We start from the raw sequence: 16,403 nt of genomic DNA, 5'->3' as shown, positions 1-16,403 counted from the left end.
AACTGGCGCGGGATCGCACTGAGCAGGTGGGCTAAACGGGTGCTGGTAAACATGAGCCAAAATCGAGTCTGAAAAATCCGATTATGACTGACGGCCGCCAACAGCAAGGGGGAGCAAGCTCCCCCTTTGGTTTTTACCGGACACTAGTGACGCTCTGCGTGGGAACGATCAGTCAGGAAGGTTTGACGCGCTCCGCCGGCCGTCGCACACCCGCCACGATCTTGTCCACCGCCTTGGTCGCCGCGACCATGCCGAAGGTCGCCGTCACCATCATCACTGCGCCAAAACCACCGGCGCAGTCAAGTTTCACACCATCACCGACGAAACTCTTCTGCAGGCAAATGCTGCCATCGGGTTTCGGGTAGCGCAGTTGCTCGGTGGAGAACACACACGGCACGCTGTAATGACGGGTCACGGTGCGCGAGAAGCCATAGTCGCGGCGCAAGGTGGAGCGCACTTTCGACGCCAACGGGTCATTGAACGTACGGTTGAGGTCGCAGACCTGGATCAGCGTCGGATCGATCTGCCCGCCCGCGCCGCCGGTGGTGATGATCTGGATCTTGCGCCGCTTGCACCAGGCAATCAGCGCCGCCTTGGCGTTGACGCTGTCGATGCAGTCGATCACGCAATCGATGTTCGGCGTGATGTACTCGGCCATGGTCTCGCGGGTGACGAAATCCGGCACCGCGTGCACCGTGCAATCGGGATTGATCCCGCGCAAGCGCTCGGCCATCACTTCGACCTTGGGTTTGCCGACGGTGCTGTCCAGTGCGTGTAACTGGCGGTTGGCGTTGCTGACACAGACATCGTCCAAGTCGAACAACGAGATCTCGCCGACACCGCAACGGGCCATGGCTTCCGCCGCCCAGGAACCGACGCCACCGACGCCAACAATCGCCACATGCGCCGCGCGCAGGCGCTCAAGGCCCTCGATGCCATACAAACGGGCGATGCCTGCAAACCGCGGATCTTCTGTACTCATGACCATCACCTCAAAAACCGGCGCGCAGTATAGGGCTTCGTCGCACGAAATTTTAGGGTTCGAGCGGTAAGTGTAAGAACTTATGTGAAAGTGAATTGCCCAATGTCGGGTAATTCCCTGTCCGCTATAGGTTCAGAGAATGCCTAGTGTAGGATTCGCCCCCCTTGGCGGTCCGACCGTTCCTTCGTTCCACAGTCTTTGGAACCCGAAATAACTATGTCATCGCGTAAATTTGGACTCAACCTGGTGGTGGTGCTCGCCATCGCTGCCTTGTTTACCGGTTTCTGGGCGCTGATCAATCGCCCGGTGACCGCCCCCAACTGGCCCGAACAGATCTCCGGCTTCTCGTACTCACCTTTCCAGCAGGGTCAATTCCCACAGAAGGAGCAGTACCCAACTGACGATCAAATGCGTCGTGACCTGGAGATCATGAGCAAGCTGACGGACAACATCCGTACTTACTCGGTCGACGGGACGCTGGAAAACATTCCCAAGCTGGCGGAAGAGTTTGGCCTGCGGGTGACACTGGGGATCTGGATCAGCCCGGACCAGGAACGCAACGAGCGGGAAATCACCCGCGCCATCGAAATCGCCAATTCTTCGCGCAGCGTCGTGCGCGTCGTTGTAGGTAACGAAGCCATTTTCCGCAAGGAAATCACCGCGGCCGAACTGAGCGTGATCCTTGATCGCGTTCGCGCCGCCGTAAAGGTGCCGGTGACCACGTCCGAACAGTGGCACGTCTGGGAAGAACACCCCGAACTGGCCAAGCACGTCGACCTGATTGCCGCCCACGTGCTGCCTTACTGGGAGTTCATCCCGATGGACAAGGCCGGACAGTTCGTCCTCGACCGGGCTCGCGACCTGAAAAAGATGTTCCCGAAGAAACCGCTGCTGCTCTCCGAAGTGGGCTGGCCGAGCAACGGCCGCATGCGCGGCGGCGCCGATGCGTCGCCGGCAGACCAGGCGATCTATCTGCGAACCCTGGTCAACAAGCTCAACCGCCAGGGCTTCAACTACTTCGTGATCGAAGCGTTCGACCAGCCGTGGAAGGCCAGTGACGAAGGTTCGGTAGGCGCCTACTGGGGTGTGTTCAACGCCGCACGCCAACAGAAATTCAACTTCGAAGGTCCGGTGGTCGCGATCCCGCAATGGCGCGTGCTGGCCATCGGTTCGGTGGTATTGGCGCTGCTGTCGCTGACCCTGCTGATGATCGACGGCTCGGCCCTGCGCCAGCGTGGTCGCACCTTCCTGACCTTTATCGCGTTCCTTTGCGGTTCGGTGCTGGTGTGGATCGGTTATGACTACAGCCAGCAATACAGCACCTGGTTCAGCCTGACGGTGGGCTTCCTGCTCGCCCTTGGTGCCCTCGGGGTGTTCATCGTGTTGCTGACCGAGGCCCACGAACTGGCCGAAGCCGTGTGGATCCACAAGCGGCGCCGGGAATTCCTGCCGGTGGTCGGTGATTCGAACTATCGACCGAAAGTATCCATCCATGTGCCGTGCTACAACGAGCCTCCGGAGATGGTCAAGGAGACCCTCAACGCCCTGGCCAATCTCGACTATCCGGACTTCGAAGTCCTGATCATCGACAACAACACCAAGGACCCGGCGGTCTGGGAACCGGTGCGCGATTACTGCGAAACCCTCGGCCCGCGCTTCAAGTTCTTCCACGTCGCCCCCTTGGCCGGTTTCAAGGGCGGCGCGCTGAACTACCTGATCCCCCACACGGCCAAGGATGCCGAAGTGATCGCGGTGATCGACTCCGATTACTGCGTGCACCCCAACTGGCTCAAGCACATGGTGCCGCACTTCGCCGACCCGAAAATCGCCGTGGTGCAGTCGCCGCAGGATTACCGCGACCAGAACGAAAGCACCTTCAAGAAGCTCTGCTACGCGGAATACAAGGGCTTCTTCCACATCGGCATGGTTACCCGTAACGACCGTGACGCGATCATCCAGCACGGGACCATGACGATGACCCGGCGCTCGGTGCTCGAGGAGCTGGGCTGGGCCGACTGGTGCATCTGCGAAGACGCCGAGCTGGGCCTGCGCGTGTTCGAAAAAGGCCTGTCGGCGGCGTATTACCACGACAGCTACGGCAAGGGCCTGATGCCCGACACCTTCATCGACTTCAAGAAACAGCGGTTCCGCTGGGCCTATGGCGCGATCCAGATCATCAAGCGTCACACCCACAGCCTGCTGCGCGGCAAGGACACCGAGCTGACCCGCGGCCAGCGCTACCACTTCCTCGCGGGCTGGTTGCCGTGGGTCGCCGATGGCATGAACATCTTCTTCACTGTCGGCGCGCTGTTGTGGTCGGCGGCGATGATCATCGTGCCGCAGCGGGTCGATCCGCCGTTGCTGATTTTCGCGATCCCGCCCCTGGCGCTGTTCGTGTTCAAGGTCGGCAAGATCATCTTCCTCTACCGACGGGCGGTGGGGGTGAACCTCAAGGATGCGTTCTGCGCGGCACTGGCGGGACTTGCGTTGTCGCACACCATCGCCAAGGCGGTGTTGTACGGGTTCTTCACCAGCAGCATCCCGTTCTTCCGCACGCCGAAGAACGCCGATAACCACGGCTTCTGGGTGGCGATTTCGGAGGCCCGGGAAGAGGTGTTCATCATGCTGTTGCTGTGGGGCGCCGCGCTGGGGATTTTCCTGGTGAACGGCATGCCGAGCAACGACATGCGCTTCTGGGTGACCATGCTGCTGGTGCAGTCGCTGCCGTACCTGGCGGCGCTGATCATGGCGTTCCTCTCCTCCCTGCCGAAGCCGACCGCCGAAACCGAAACGGCGCCAGCGGTCTAAATCTTCGCCGATGCACTAAACGGCGGCCAATGGTCGCCGTTTTGCTTTAAGATAACCGCCATTTTGCAGGGCCTACGGCCCAATGGCCGGACCTGATCCCTGTGGGAGCGAGCCTGCTCGCGAAGGCGTTGTAACAATCAACGTTTATGTTGACTGGCACGCCGCCTTCGCGAGCAGGCTCGCTCCCACAGTGGGTCCGCGCCCACATTCATGATTTCCGGAGTTTCCCATGACGGCCCACGCCGACCTTTCGCCGACCCTTCAACTCGCCATCGACCTGATCCGCCGTCCGTCCGTGACGCCGCTCGACGCCGATTGCCAGAAGCAGATGATGCAGCGCCTGGGCGATGCCGGTTTCATGCTGGAACCGATGCGCATCGAAGATGTGGATAACTTCTGGGCCACCCACGGCAAACACGATGGCCCGGTACTGTGCTTCGCCGGCCACACCGACGTGGTGCCGACAGGTCCCGTGACCGCCTGGCAAATCGATCCGTTCAACGCAGTCATCGACGAACACGGCATGCTCTGCGGCCGTGGCGCGGCAGACATGAAAGGCAGCCTGGCATCCATGACCGTGGCCGCCGAGCGTTTCGTCGCCGATTACCCGGATCACAAGGGCAAGGTCGCCTTCCTGATCACCAGCGACGAAGAAGGACCGGCGCACCATGGCACCAAGGCCGTGATTGAACGCCTGGTCGCACGCAAGGAGCGTCTGGACTGGTGCATCGTCGGCGAACCGTCGAGCACCACCCTGGTCGGTGACGTGGTCAAGAACGGCCGTCGCGGTTCCCTCGGCGCCAAGCTGACCGTGCGTGGTGTACAGGGCCACGTGGCCTACCCGCACCTGGCCAAGAACCCGATTCACCTCGCCGCTCCAGCGCTGGCGGAACTTGCCGCCGAGCATTGGGACCACGGCAACGATTTCTTCCCGCCGACCAGTTTCCAGATTTCCAACGTCAACTCCGGCACCGGCGCGACCAACGTCATCCCGGGTGACCTGGTCGCCGTATTCAACTTCCGCTTCTCCACCGAGTCGACCGTTGAAGGCCTGCAAAAACGTGTCGCCGACATTCTCGACAAGCATGCCCTGGACTGGCACATCGACTGGGCACTGTCCGGCCTGCCGTTCCTCACCGAACCGGGCGCGCTGCTCGACGCCGTGTCCTCGAGCATCAAGGACATCACCGGTCGTGAAACCCAGGCGTCCACCAGCGGTGGCACTTCCGACGGTCGCTTCATTGCGACCATGGGCACGCAGGTGGTCGAGCTGGGGCCGGTCAACGCGACCATCCACCAGGTCAATGAGCGCGTGCTGGCGGCCGACCTCGATGTGTTGACCGAAATCTACTACCAGACCCTGATCAAGTTGCTCGCCTGATGCTCGCTTGCCCGATCTGCAGTGAACCGCTCAGCGCGGTGGACAACGGCGTGGCCTGCCCCGCCGGGCATCGTTTCGACCGTGCGCGCCAGGGTTACCTGAACCTGTTGCCGGTGCAGCACAAGAACAGCCGCGACCCTGGGGATAACCAGGCGATGGTCGAAGCCCGCCGCGACTTCCTCAACGCCGGCCATTACGCGCCGGTGGCCAAGCGCCTGGCGGAACTGGCGGCAGGTTACGCGCCACAGCGCTGGATCGATATCGGTTGTGGCGAGGGTTATTACACTGCGCAAATCGCCGACGCCTTGCCGGACGCCGACGGCTACGCCCTGGACATTTCCCGGGAAGCGGTCAAGCGCGCCTGCAAACGCAACCCCAAGCTCACCTGGTTGATCGCCAGCATGGCCCGCGTGCCGCTGGCATCGGGCAGCTGTCAGTTCCTGGCCAGCGTTTTCAGCCCGCTGGATTGGGACGAAGCCAAGCGCCTGCTCAGCCCCGGTGGCGGCCTGATGAAAGTCGGACCGACCAGCGGCCACCTGATGGAGCTGCGTGAGCGGCTGTACGACGAAGTCCGCGAGTACATCGACGACAAGCACCTGGACCTGGTGCCTGAAGGCATGGCGCTGGCTCACAGCGAAACCCTGACTTTCAAACTGACACTTGCCAGTGGTCAGGACCGGGCGAACCTGTTGGCCATGACCCCCCACGGCTGGCGCGCCAGTGCCGAGCGCCGGGCAGCGGTCATTGAGCAGGTCGAGCCTTTCGAAGTCACCGTATCGATGCGCTACGATTACTTCGTACTTCAATAACTTCAACCATTTTTGGTCTTGGGCAACGGCTCAAGACCGGCTAAATCCGCGAATGGATTTTTCAGACACGCAGTGAGGACATCCATGCGCCAGCCCGATATCGAGATTTACCTGAAAGACGCCGACGTCGACCACAAGGCCATCTCGGCCTGGCTCGGCACGGCATTGGGCCCGTGCACCGACTGGGTACAGAAAGGCCAGACCTACAAGTGCAAGGCTGGCAACGTGCCGGTGACCTGGTTGCCCAAGGCCGTAGGAAAGTGGAACAGCCTGTACCTGGAAAGCGACCAGACGCCGTGGGAAGATGACATCGCCTGCGCCCGCGCTGCCTTCGCCGCGTTGAACGTCGAAGTGCGCTGCGCACCGGGTAGCTGGGTCGAGGAAGAAGGTGAAGATACGGCGGATCGCTGGATTCGCATCAGCGCCGATGGTGAAGAAGAGATCACCTGGAAAACTGCTTAACCGCAAAAGATCGCAGCCTGCGGCAGCTCCTACAGGGTTATGTGTACACCTGTAGGGGCTGCCGCAGGCTGCGATCTTTTGATCTCAGGATTACAGCCCCACCACATCCTCAGCCTGCAAACCCTTCTCGCCGGTTACCACCCCATACTCGACCTGCTGGCCTTCAGTTAGCGAACGGTGCCCCTCACCGCGAATCGCGCGGTAATGCACGAACACGTCCACCCCGTCCTCGCGTTGAATAAAACCGTAGCCCTTGGCGTCGTTGAACCACTTCACATTGCCGGTTTCGCGCGTTGCCATGTCAGTACCCCCTTGTTTTTATTTTGAGCGCCCGAGTATATGACAGGCGCAGAAACTCTCAACTACAGAATGGTTGAGCGCTTTTTTGCCGATTTTCGACGAATCCGGCACACTGTCTCCCGCCCGAGCAAACGCTCGGTTTTATTCACTCACGCAGAAGCCGTATGACCCGCTCCCCGTTCCGCCGTCTTGTGTTTGGCACCCTGCGCCGACTGTTGTACCTCTGGGTTCGCTCGGAGACGATCAACCAGTCGTCGTTCACCCTCAACCTCGATCGCAGTCGCCCGGTGTTCTACGTCCTGCAAAATCCTTCGTTGACCGACCTGGCCGTGGTCGACACCGAATGCACCAAGGCCGGCCTGCCGCGTCCGGTGCTGCCGGTATCGGTGGGCAACCTGCTGGAACCGGCCGCGTTCTTCTACCTGACACCGGACCCGGACTGGCTCGGGCGTCAGGACAAGCGCGGCGCACCGCCCACCCTGACCCGCCTGGTCAGTGCCTTGAGCCAGAACGCCGCCGAAGATGCGCAGATCATTCCGGTCAGCGTGTTCTGGGGGCAGTCGCCGGACAGCGAAAACAGCCCGTGGAAACTGTTGTTCGCCGACAGTTGGGCAGTCACCGGGCGCTTGCGCCGCTTGCTGAGCATCATCGTGCTGGGGCGCAAGACCCGCGTGCAGTTTTCCGCGCCGATCCACCTGCGTGAACTGATCGAGCACAACAAAGGTCACGAACGCACCGTGCGCATGGCCCAACGCATTCTGCGGGTGCACTTTCGCAACCTGAAAACCGCGGTCATCGGTCCGGATATTTCCCACCGACGCAACCTGGTCAAGGGCCTGGTCAACCAGCCGCTGGTAAAGCAGGCGATCCTCGACGAAGCCGAGCGCGAGAACATCTCGCCGGAGAAAGCCAAGGCCCAGGCCCTGCGCTACGGCAACGAGATCGCCTCGGACTACACCTACACCGCCATCCGCTTCATGGAAGTGGTGCTCAGCTGGTTCTGGAACAAAATCTACGATGGCATCAAGGTCAACAACATCGAAGGCGTGCAGAAAGTTGCCCCGGGTTACGAAGTGATCTACGTCCCCTGCCATCGCAGCCACATCGACTACCTGCTGCTGTCCTACCTGCTGTTTCGCAACGGCCTGACCCCGCCGCACATCGCCGCCGGGATCAACCTCAACATGCCCGGGATCGGCGGCCTGCTGCGGCGCGGCGGTGCGTTCTTCATGCGTCGCACCTTCAAAGGCAACCCGCTGTACACCTCGGTGTTCAACGAATACCTGCACACCCTGTTCACCAAGGGCTTCCCGGTGGAGTACTTCGTCGAGGGCGGCCGTTCGCGCACCGGGCGCATGCTGCAACCGAAAACCGGCATGCTGGCGATCACCCTGCGCAGCTTCCTGCGTTCGTCACGCGTGCCCATCGTCTTCGTGCCGGTGTACATCGGCTACGAGCGCGTGCTGGAAGGCCGGACCTACCTGGGCGAGCTGCGTGGCGCGAGCAAGAAGAAAGAATCGATCTTTGACATTTTCAAGGTCATCGGCGCGCTCAAGCAGCGCTTCGGTCAAGTCGCGGTGAACTTCGGTGAGCCGATCAAACTGGCGCAATTTCTCGACAGCGAGCAGCCAAACTGGCGCGAGCAGGAACTGGCCCCCCAGTTCAAACCCGCCTGGCTCAACGAAACCACCAACCGCCTCGGTGAAAAAGTCGCGCAGCACCTGAACGAAGCGGCGGCGATCAACCCGGTCAACCTGGTTGCGCTGGCGCTGCTGTCCACCAGTCGGCTGGCCCTGGACGACCGCGCCATGGCGCGGGTCCTCGACCTGTACCTGGCGCTGTTGCGAAAAGTCCCGTACTCGCCCCACACCACCCTGCCCGAAGGTGATGGCCGAGCGTTGATCGAGCATGTGAAGGACATGGACCTGCTCTCGGAGCAAAGCGATGCGTTGGGCAAGATTCTCTATCTGGACGAGCAGAACGCCGTCCTGATGACCTATTACCGCAACAACGTGCTGCACATCTTCGCGCTGCCGGCGTTACTGGCGAGCTTCTTCCAAAGTGCCTCGCGCATGAGCCGCGAACAGATCCTGCGCTACACCCGTGCGCTGTACCCCTACCTGCAAGCGGAGCTGTTCATTCGCTGGCCGCTGGAAGAGCTGGACGGAGTGATCGACCAATGGCTGCAAGCGTTCGTCGAACAAGGCCTGCTGCGTTTCGAGAATGACGTCTACCTGCGCCCGGCCCCGAGCTCGCGGCATTTCGTGCTGTTGACGCTGCTGTCGAAAAGCATTGCCCAGACCTTGCAGCGCTTCTACATGACTGTGTCCCTGCTGCTCAACAGCGGCCAGAACAGCATCAGCGCCGAAGAACTGGAAGACCTGTGCACGGTCATGGCCCAGCGCCTGTCGATCCTGCATGGCCTGAACGCCCCGGAGTTCTTCGACAAGAGCCTGTTCCGCCATTTCATCCAGACTCTGCAGGACCTCGACGTGCTCAAGCGCGACGAGGCGGGCAAGCTGGGTTATCACGAACTGCTCGGCGAACTGGCAGAAGGCGCGGCCAAGCGGGTATTGCCGGCGGAGATTCGGCTGTCGATCCGCCAAGTGGCGTTGCATCGCAGTGAAGATGCGGCGGATCAACCCGCAACGCCCGAACGAACCGTCTAGATTGATCATGGCGCCAGTCAGTTCTGGCGCCGTCGATACGAAGATCCACCAATGAAAAAAATATCCCTGATCGCAGCGGCCGCACCGCTGACAGCCTGCCAGCCCGCTAAAGCTTATTGAAATGCGTGTCTTTTTGAAAAAGGAAGTTGCCATGCTCCGCCCTACCCTCCGTTTTGCCGGCCTGTGCGCAGGCTTGATGATCTCTGCCAGCGCCCTGGCACTGTCCCTCAGCGACCTGTCGCAAAAAGACGCCACCGGCGGTCTCAAGGACGCCCTGACCCAAGGCGCGCAACTGGCGGTGAAACAACTCGGCACCCCGGGCGGCTTCAGCAACAACCCGGACGTGAAGATCGAACTACCGGGCAAGCTGGGCAAAGTGGCCAGCAAAATGAAACAGTTCGGCATGGGCGATCAGGTCGATCAACTGGAAGCCAGCATGAACAAAGCGGCGGAAACCGCCGTGGTCCAGGCCCAACCGATCCTCGTCGACGCCGTGAAGAAGATGACGGTCGATGATGCCAAGGGCATCCTCAGCGGCGGCAATGATTCGGCTACCCAGTACCTGAACAAGACCAGCCGCGAACAAATCCGCGCCAAATTCCTGCCCATCGTCAAGCAAGCCACCGACCAAGTTGGCCTGGCCCAGCAGTACAACTCTTTCGCCGGGCAGGCCGCGACCATGGGCGTGATCGATGCGAAGAACGCCAACGTCGAAAACTACGTGACCGAGCAGGCGTTGAACGGTTTGTTCGAAATGATCGGCAAGCAGGAAGAAACCATCCGCCAGAACCCGGCGGCAGCGGCGACCAGTTTGGCGAAGAAGGTGTTTGGCACGCTCTAAGCCACAACCCTGATCGTTCCCCACCCGCGTGGGAATGGATCCCGTGACGCTCCGCGTCGCAGCGCGCAGGACTCAAGCCTTGCGTCTACAGCGGAACGCGGAGCGTCCCTGGCGGCATTCCCACGCAGAGCGTGGGAACGATCAATCAAGAGGCGGCCTGGGAGCCGACCTGTGTTTTGTTGACCGTGTACATATCCATTGCTGCGCTAACGGATATGTACTCGAAAAACCAGAGCTTGGTCGGCCCAAAGGCCGCCAAGTCCAACGAACTCAGGCCGATTCTTTCTTGACCCGAAACCAAGCCGCATACAACGCAGGCAAAAACAACAACGTCAACGCCGTCGCCACGATCAACCCGCCCATGATCGCTACCGCCATCGGCCCGAAAAACACACTGCGCGACAACGGAATCATCGCCAGAACAGCTGCCAGCGCCGTCAGCACAATCGGCCTGAACCGCCGCACGGTCGCCTCAATAATCGCCTGCCACGGCTTCAACCCGGCCGCGATATCCTGCTCGATCTGATCCACCAGGATCACCGAGTTGCGCATGATCATCCCCGACAACGCGATGGTCCCGAGCATGGCCACAAACCCGAACGGCTGGCGGAACACCATCAGGAACAGCGTCACCCCGATCAACCCCAGGGGGGCCGTCAGGAACACCATCGCCGTGCGGGAGAAGCTGCGCAACTGCAGCATCAGCAACGTCAACACCACCACGATGAACAACGGCACGCCAGCCTTCACCGAGTTCTGCCCGCGAGCGGAATCCTCGACCGTACCGCCGACATCCAGTAGATAGCCATCCGGCAATTCGGCGCGGATCGGATCGAGGGTCGGCAGGATTTGCTGCACCAGGGTCGCCGGTTGTTCCTTGCCATAGATGTCGGCGCGAACCGTCACGTTGGGCAGGCGATTACGGTGCCAGATCACGCCTTCTTCAAAGCCGTATTCCAGTGTCGCGATCTGCGACAGCGCAACGCTGCGACCATTGTCGGTCGGCACCGCCAGGCTTGGCAGCAGCGACAGTTCGGTGCGTTCATGCACGGTGCCGCGCAACAGGATCTCGATCAACTCGTTGTCTTCGCGGTACTGGCTGACGCTGGAACCGGTCAGCGAGCTCTGCAGGAACTTCGACAGGTTTGCCGTGCTCACGCCCAGTGCCCGTGCACGGTCCTGATCGATGTTCAGATAGACGACCTTGCTGGGCTCTTCCCAGTCCAGGTGGACGTTGACCACATGGGGGTTTTCGCGAACCTTGGCCGCGACCTTGCGGGCCAGTGCGCGGACTTCCTCGATGTGCTCACCAGTCACCCGAAACTGCACCGGATAGCCAACCGGCGGACCGTTCTCCAGGCGCGTGACCCGCGAGCGCAAGGCCGGGAACTGTTCGTTGAGGGTCGTGATCAGCCAGGTGCGCAAGGGTTCGCGGTCTTCGATGGTTTTTGCCAGGACGACAAACTGCGCGAAGCTCGCCGCTGGCAATTGCTGATCAAGCGGCAGGTAAAAACGCGGTGAGCCGGTCCCGACGTAGGCCACGTAGTTGTCGATGCCGGCTTTGTCCTTGAGCAACGCTTCGAGGCGCTTGACCTCCTCGGCGGTATTGCTCAAGGACGCGCCTTCGGCCAGCTTCAGGTCGACCATCAACTCCAGTCGGCCCGAGGCCGGGAAGAACTGTTGAGGTACAAATCGAAACAGTACGATGGACGCAATGAACAGCACCACCGTCGCCGTGATCACCGTCTTGCGCCAGCGCACGCACCACTCCACCAACCGTCGGACGCGTTGATAAAACGGCGTGCCATAGGGATCGGGTTGGCCCGGGCCATGTTTGGCCGCGTGAATTTTCGCCAGGTCCGGCAGGAGCTTTTCCCCCAGATAAGGCACGAAGAGCACCGCCGCCACCCAAGATGCCAACAGTGCAATGGTCACCACTTCAAAGATCGAACGGGTGTATTCACCGGTACCCGATTGCGCGGTAGCGATCGGCAGGAAACCGGCGGCGGTGATCAGCGTGCCGGTTAGCATCGGGAACGCGGTGCTGGTCCAGGCATAACTTGCCGCCTTGATCCGGTCGAAGCCCTGCTCCATTTTGATCGCCATCATTTCCACGGCGATGATAGCGTCGTCCACCAGCAAGCCCAGCGCCAGCACCAGGGCGCCGAGGGAAATCTTGTGCAGGCCTATCCCCAGGTAATACATACAGGCGAACGTCATCGCCAGCACCAGCGGAATGGCCAGGGCCACCACCATGCCCGTGCGTACCCCGAGGGAGAAGAAGCTCACCAGCAAGACGATGGCCAGCGCTTCGACCAACACCTGGACGAACTCGCCGACGCCGGTTTTCACGGCAGCAGGTTGGTCCGAGACCTTGCGCAGCTGCATGCCGGCCGGGAGGTTCTTCTGGATACGGGCAAACTCGATTTCCAGGGCCTTGCCCAGCACCAGAATGTCGCCGCCGTCCTTCATGGCCACGGCCAGGCCGATGGCGTCTTCACCCATGAAGCGCATGCGTGGCGCTGGTGGATCGTTGAAACCGCGGCGCACGTTGGCGACATCGGCGATGCGGAACGTACGATCGCCGACGCGAATCGGGAAGTTCTTGATCTCTTCGACCGTCTGGAAATTCCCCGAGACCCGTAGCTGCAATCGCTCGCTGGTGGTTTCGAAGAAGCCGGCGGTGGACACCGCATTCTGTTCCTCAAGCGCTTGTTGCACCGCCGCCAGCGGCAGCCCAAGGGTGGCGAGCTTGACGTTGGACAGCTCGATCCAGATTTTTTCGTCCTGCAAACCGAGCAGGTCGACCTTGCCCACATCCTTGACCCGCTGCAGCTGGATCTGGATGCGGTCCGCGTAGTCCTTGAGCACGGCGTAATCGAAACCTTCGCCGGTCAGGGCGTAGATATTGCCGAACGTGGTCCCGAATTCATCGTTGAAGAACGGCCCTTGAATACCCGGCGGCAGGGTATGACGAATATCGCTGACCTTCTTGCGCACCTGATACCAGAGGTCCGGTATATCCACCGAGTGCATGGAGTCTCGGGCGATGAACGTCACCTGTGATTCACCCGGGCGCGAGAATGACACGATGCGCTCATACTCGCCGGTTTCCATCAGCTTCTTTTCTATGCGTTCGGTGACCTGGCGCGAGACTTCCTGTGCGGTCGCCCCCGGCCAGTTGGTACGGATCACCATGGCCTTGAAGGTGAACGGCGGGTCTTCGCTTTGACCCAGCTTGGTGTAGGACAGTGCGCCGACAATCGCCAGCAGGAGCATCAGGAACAGCACGATCTGGCGATTGCGCAGCGCCCAGGCGGAAAGATTGAAACCCATCGGGGATTACTCCTTGTGCGCCAGGTTGACCACACGGTTGGAGCGATCCACCGGGCGCACGGACTGCCCGTCGAGAAGCACATGGACGCCGGCGGCCACCACCCAGTCGCTGGCATTGAGGCCTTCGAGTACCGGGACGGTTTTCTCACCGAAGGCACCGACCCGAACCGGGGTCTTCTTCAAGGTGTTGTTGGCGCTGACGACCCAGACGTAGGTCACGCCGTTCTCCGCGGTCAGCGCCGACAGTGGCACTGACAACGGTACGGATTGGGCGCTCTGAACGAAGACACGGGCGCTCTGGCCCAGTTCGACCGGGACCTTGCCCGCATTGAAGGCGATACGCGCGGCGAAGGTGCGCGACTTTGGATCGGCGGCCGGCGACAGTTCGCGGATGTGTCCGGCGAAGCGCTGGTCCGGCTGGGTCCACAGTTCTACCGAAACCGGTTGACCCACCTTGAAGCGGCCGAAGCTTGCCTCTGGCAAGCTGATCAACACTTCACGCTCACCATCGGTGGCCAGGGTAAACACCGTCTGCCCCGCCGCGACCACTTGCCCGACTTCCACCGCTCGCTTGGCCACAACGCCATCCTGCGGCGCCCGCAGCACCGCGTAACTGGCCTGATTGGTGGAGACGTTGAACTCGGCCTTGATCTGTTTAAGCCGCGCTTCACCGGACCGGTACAGGTTTTCGTGATTGTCATACTGCGAGCGACTGACCAGTTGGCGTTCCATCAGCGTTTTATAGCGATCACGCTCGGCACGCACCATGTTCAGGTTGGCCTCGGCGGCCGCGACCTGGGCACGGGTGGCCTCCAGTTGCAGGCGCACGTCCTGGGGATCGAGTTCCGCCAGCGGCTGGTCGGCCTTGACCCGCTGCCCTTCGTCGACCAATCGTCGGCTGACTTTTCCGCCAATCCGGAACGCCAACTCCGGCTCAAAGCGGGCACGGACTTCACCGGGATAACTTTCCATCGCCTGGGTTGAAGGCTCTGGCTGGACCACCATGGCCGGTCGAACGCTGACTTGAGGCGCCTCTTCGTGACCGCACGCGGTCAATAAAAACGCCAGGGTGACTGGCAACGCGAGGGGCAAGGCATAGCGGAACATGGTGAAGGACCTTTCGCCAATGGTGCTTGGAATAATTATACTGACGAGTATGTTATTAATAGCAAACTCACCAGTCCAGTAATAAAAGCGAATATGCCGAACAATCTTTCAGCACCCAATGGCCCGGGCCGCCCCAAGGATCTGGCTAAGCGCCAGGCGATCCTCGATGCAGCGAAAACGCTGTTTCTGACCAAGGGATATGCCAACACCAGCATGGATGCTGTCGCTACGCAGGCCGGGGTGTCGAAGCTCACGGTCTACAGCCACTTCAACGACAAGGAGACGCTGTTCTCCGCTGCCGTGGTGGCCAAGTGCGAGGAACAACTGCCGTCGCTGTTCTTTGAGCTGCCCGAAGGCGTGGCAGTGGAAACCGTGCTGCTGAACATCGCCCGCGGCTTTCACCAGTTGATCAATAGCGACGAGTCGGTGAACCTGCATCGACTGATCATGGCCCTGGGCAGCCAGGACCCGAAACTTTCGCTGATCTTCTTCGAGGCCGGACCTCAACGCATGCTGCACGGCATGGAGCGGTTGCTGGGCAAGATCAATCAGAGTGGCGAGTTGAGCATCGACAAACCGCGTAATGCGGCGGAACACTTTTTTTGCCTGCTCAAGGGCGCGGCGAATTTTCGGTTGCTGTATGGCTGTGGCGAGCCGCTGACCGGAGACGCGGCCGAGAGCCATGTGCAGGAAGTGGTGGGATTGTTTATGCGGGCTTATCGGCCGGAGTCAGCCAGATAGATTTGTAGCGGCCGGGCTGACGCTTTCGCGAGCAAGCCCGCTCCCACATTCGACCGTGTTTTTTCAGGGATAACGCGGTCAAGTGTGGGAGCGGGCTTGCCCGCGATGAAGGCGACTCGGTCTTAGGGCTTGAGCGCTTTCTTCGGGTAGATGTCATACCGGCTGGATTTGCCATCCAGTGCATGGCTCGGCTTGGGCCCCTCAATGCACGGCGCCTTGCGCGGACGCTTGACCACCACCCGGTGGCTGGCCAGGGCCAGGGCGGCTTCAAGCAAAGCCGGCGCATCCGGATCATCCCCAACCAGTGGCCGGAACAGGCGCATTTCCTTTTTCACCAGCGCGGTTTTCTCACGATGGGGGAACATCGGGTCGAGGTAGATCACCTGCGGCGGTTCGCCCTGCCAATTGCGCATCACCTCGATCGAGTTGCCCTTGAGCAAGCGCATGCGCGCCACGATAGGCGCCACGTCAAAATCTTCCGCGCCACGGGCCAGGCCATCTTCAAGCAAGGCACCAATCAACGGCTGACGCTCGATCAGGCTCATCTCGCAACCCAGGCTAGCCAGCACGAACGCATCCTTGCCCAGCCCCGCAGTGGCATCCAGCACACGCGGACGCACGCCTTGGGCGACGCCGACGGCCTTGGCGATCATCTGCCCACTGCCGCCACCGTACAACCGGCGATGCGCCGCGCCACCCTCGACGAAATCCACCCGCACCGGTCCGGGCGCGTCCGGCCCCAGCTGTTGCAGCTGCAGCCCCTGGTCACCCACCTGCAACGCGAACTCGCCATCAGCCACTTGCAGCGGCAGGCCCAGACGCTCGGCCCATTGCTCGGCCTGGGGCTCGAAGGCCGCGCTCAGCGCCTCGACATGGATGCGGCAGGCCGCAGGTTGATCAATCATGGGAAAACACGCTCAAAAAATTAATGATCGGCAAAAACGGCCGATAACAAAACTATCGAGCA

At 61.1% G+C, this 16,403-nt stretch carries 12 protein-coding genes; 7 read left to right on the top strand and 5 right to left on the bottom strand.

Features of this window, described 5'->3' with window-relative positions; genetic code table 11:
• Positions 1-172 precede the first annotated feature (172 nt).
• Entirely contained in the window at positions 173-982 is an 810-nt protein-coding gene (tcdA, locus tag CGA21_RS27715) for a tRNA cyclic N6-threonylcarbamoyladenosine(37) synthase TcdA (RefSeq protein WP_020799876.1), read from the bottom strand.
• 216 nt (positions 983-1,198) lie between these two features.
• On the opposite strand from tcdA, the gene CGA21_RS27710 reads away from it, so the two are divergent.
• The 4 genes from CGA21_RS27710 (at position 1,199) to CGA21_RS27695 (ending at position 6,442) form a co-directional block, all read left to right on the top strand.
• A complete protein-coding gene (locus CGA21_RS27710; RefSeq protein WP_188265498.1) occupies positions 1,199-3,790 on the top strand; it encodes a glycosyltransferase in 2,592 nt (863 codons plus the stop codon).
• Between the two features lie 229 nt (positions 3,791-4,019).
• Positions 4,020-5,171 (top strand): succinyl-diaminopimelate desuccinylase, encoded by a 1,152-nt coding sequence (gene dapE, locus CGA21_RS27705; RefSeq protein ID WP_110748674.1) that lies wholly within the window; start codon positions 4,020-4,022, stop codon positions 5,169-5,171.
• On the top strand, positions 5,171-5,980 hold the full coding sequence (locus CGA21_RS27700; RefSeq protein WP_188265497.1) for a putative RNA methyltransferase: 810 nt from the start codon (positions 5,171-5,173) through the stop codon (positions 5,978-5,980). Before dapE ends, CGA21_RS27700 begins: the two co-directional genes overlap by 1 nt.
• An 84-nt stretch (positions 5,981-6,064) precedes the next feature.
• The gene (locus CGA21_RS27695; protein WP_188265496.1) at positions 6,065-6,442 is read left to right on the top strand and encodes a hypothetical protein; all 378 of its coding nucleotides are present in this window, start codon (positions 6,065-6,067) and stop codon (positions 6,440-6,442) included.
• 90 nt (positions 6,443-6,532) lie between these two features.
• Here CGA21_RS27695 and CGA21_RS27690 read toward each other — a convergent pair whose 3' ends face one another.
• Complete coding sequence (locus tag CGA21_RS27690; RefSeq protein ID WP_008035470.1) at positions 6,533-6,742, bottom strand: cold-shock protein; 210 nt, start codon at positions 6,740-6,742, stop codon at positions 6,533-6,535.
• A 164-nt stretch (positions 6,743-6,906) separates the two neighbouring features.
• Between CGA21_RS27690 and plsB the strand changes: the two genes are divergently transcribed.
• Together plsB and CGA21_RS27680 are read left to right on the top strand one after the other, a co-directional pair.
• A complete protein-coding gene (gene plsB / locus CGA21_RS27685) occupies positions 6,907-9,411 on the top strand; it encodes a glycerol-3-phosphate 1-O-acyltransferase PlsB (protein WP_188265495.1) in 2,505 nt (834 codons plus the stop codon).
• Positions 9,412-9,562: 151 nt separating this feature from the next.
• Positions 9,563-10,252: a DUF4197 domain-containing protein gene (locus CGA21_RS27680; protein ID WP_110748668.1), complete on the top strand. Its 690-nt coding sequence runs from the start codon at positions 9,563-9,565 to the stop codon at positions 10,250-10,252.
• A gap of 270 nt (positions 10,253-10,522) precedes the next feature.
• On the opposite strand, the gene CGA21_RS27675 is transcribed toward CGA21_RS27680, so the two are convergent.
• Both CGA21_RS27675 and CGA21_RS27670 read right to left on the bottom strand, forming a co-directional pair.
• Positions 10,523-13,588 carry an efflux RND transporter permease subunit gene (locus CGA21_RS27675; protein ID WP_188265494.1) on the bottom strand — a complete coding sequence of 1,022 codons (3,066 nt, stop codon included), beginning with the start codon at positions 13,586-13,588 and terminating at the stop codon, positions 10,523-10,525.
• 6 nt (positions 13,589-13,594) lie between these two features.
• Positions 13,595-14,695, bottom strand: a complete 1,101-nt coding sequence (locus CGA21_RS27670) for an efflux RND transporter periplasmic adaptor subunit (RefSeq protein WP_110748664.1) — start codon at positions 14,693-14,695, stop codon at positions 13,595-13,597.
• A gap of 93 nt (positions 14,696-14,788) precedes the next feature.
• Between CGA21_RS27670 and CGA21_RS27665 the strand changes: the two genes are divergently transcribed.
• Positions 14,789-15,436 carry a TetR/AcrR family transcriptional regulator gene (locus CGA21_RS27665; RefSeq protein WP_188265493.1) on the top strand — a complete coding sequence of 216 codons (648 nt, stop codon included), beginning with the start codon at positions 14,789-14,791 and terminating at the stop codon, positions 15,434-15,436.
• Between the two features lie 122 nt (positions 15,437-15,558).
• Here the strand turns inward: CGA21_RS27665 and CGA21_RS27660 are convergent, their stop codons facing one another.
• On the bottom strand, positions 15,559-16,341 hold the full coding sequence (locus CGA21_RS27660; protein WP_223194282.1) for a class I SAM-dependent methyltransferase: 783 nt from the start codon (positions 16,339-16,341) through the stop codon (positions 15,559-15,561).
• Positions 16,342-16,403: the final 62 nt, after the last annotated feature.

Origin of the sequence: Pseudomonas sp. PSB11 (assembly GCF_014596605.1) — a bacterium.
Taxonomy (GTDB): Bacteria; Pseudomonadota; Gammaproteobacteria; order Pseudomonadales; family Pseudomonadaceae; genus Aquipseudomonas; species Aquipseudomonas umsongensis.
This window is presented reverse-complemented; position numbering and strand designations above follow the sequence as displayed.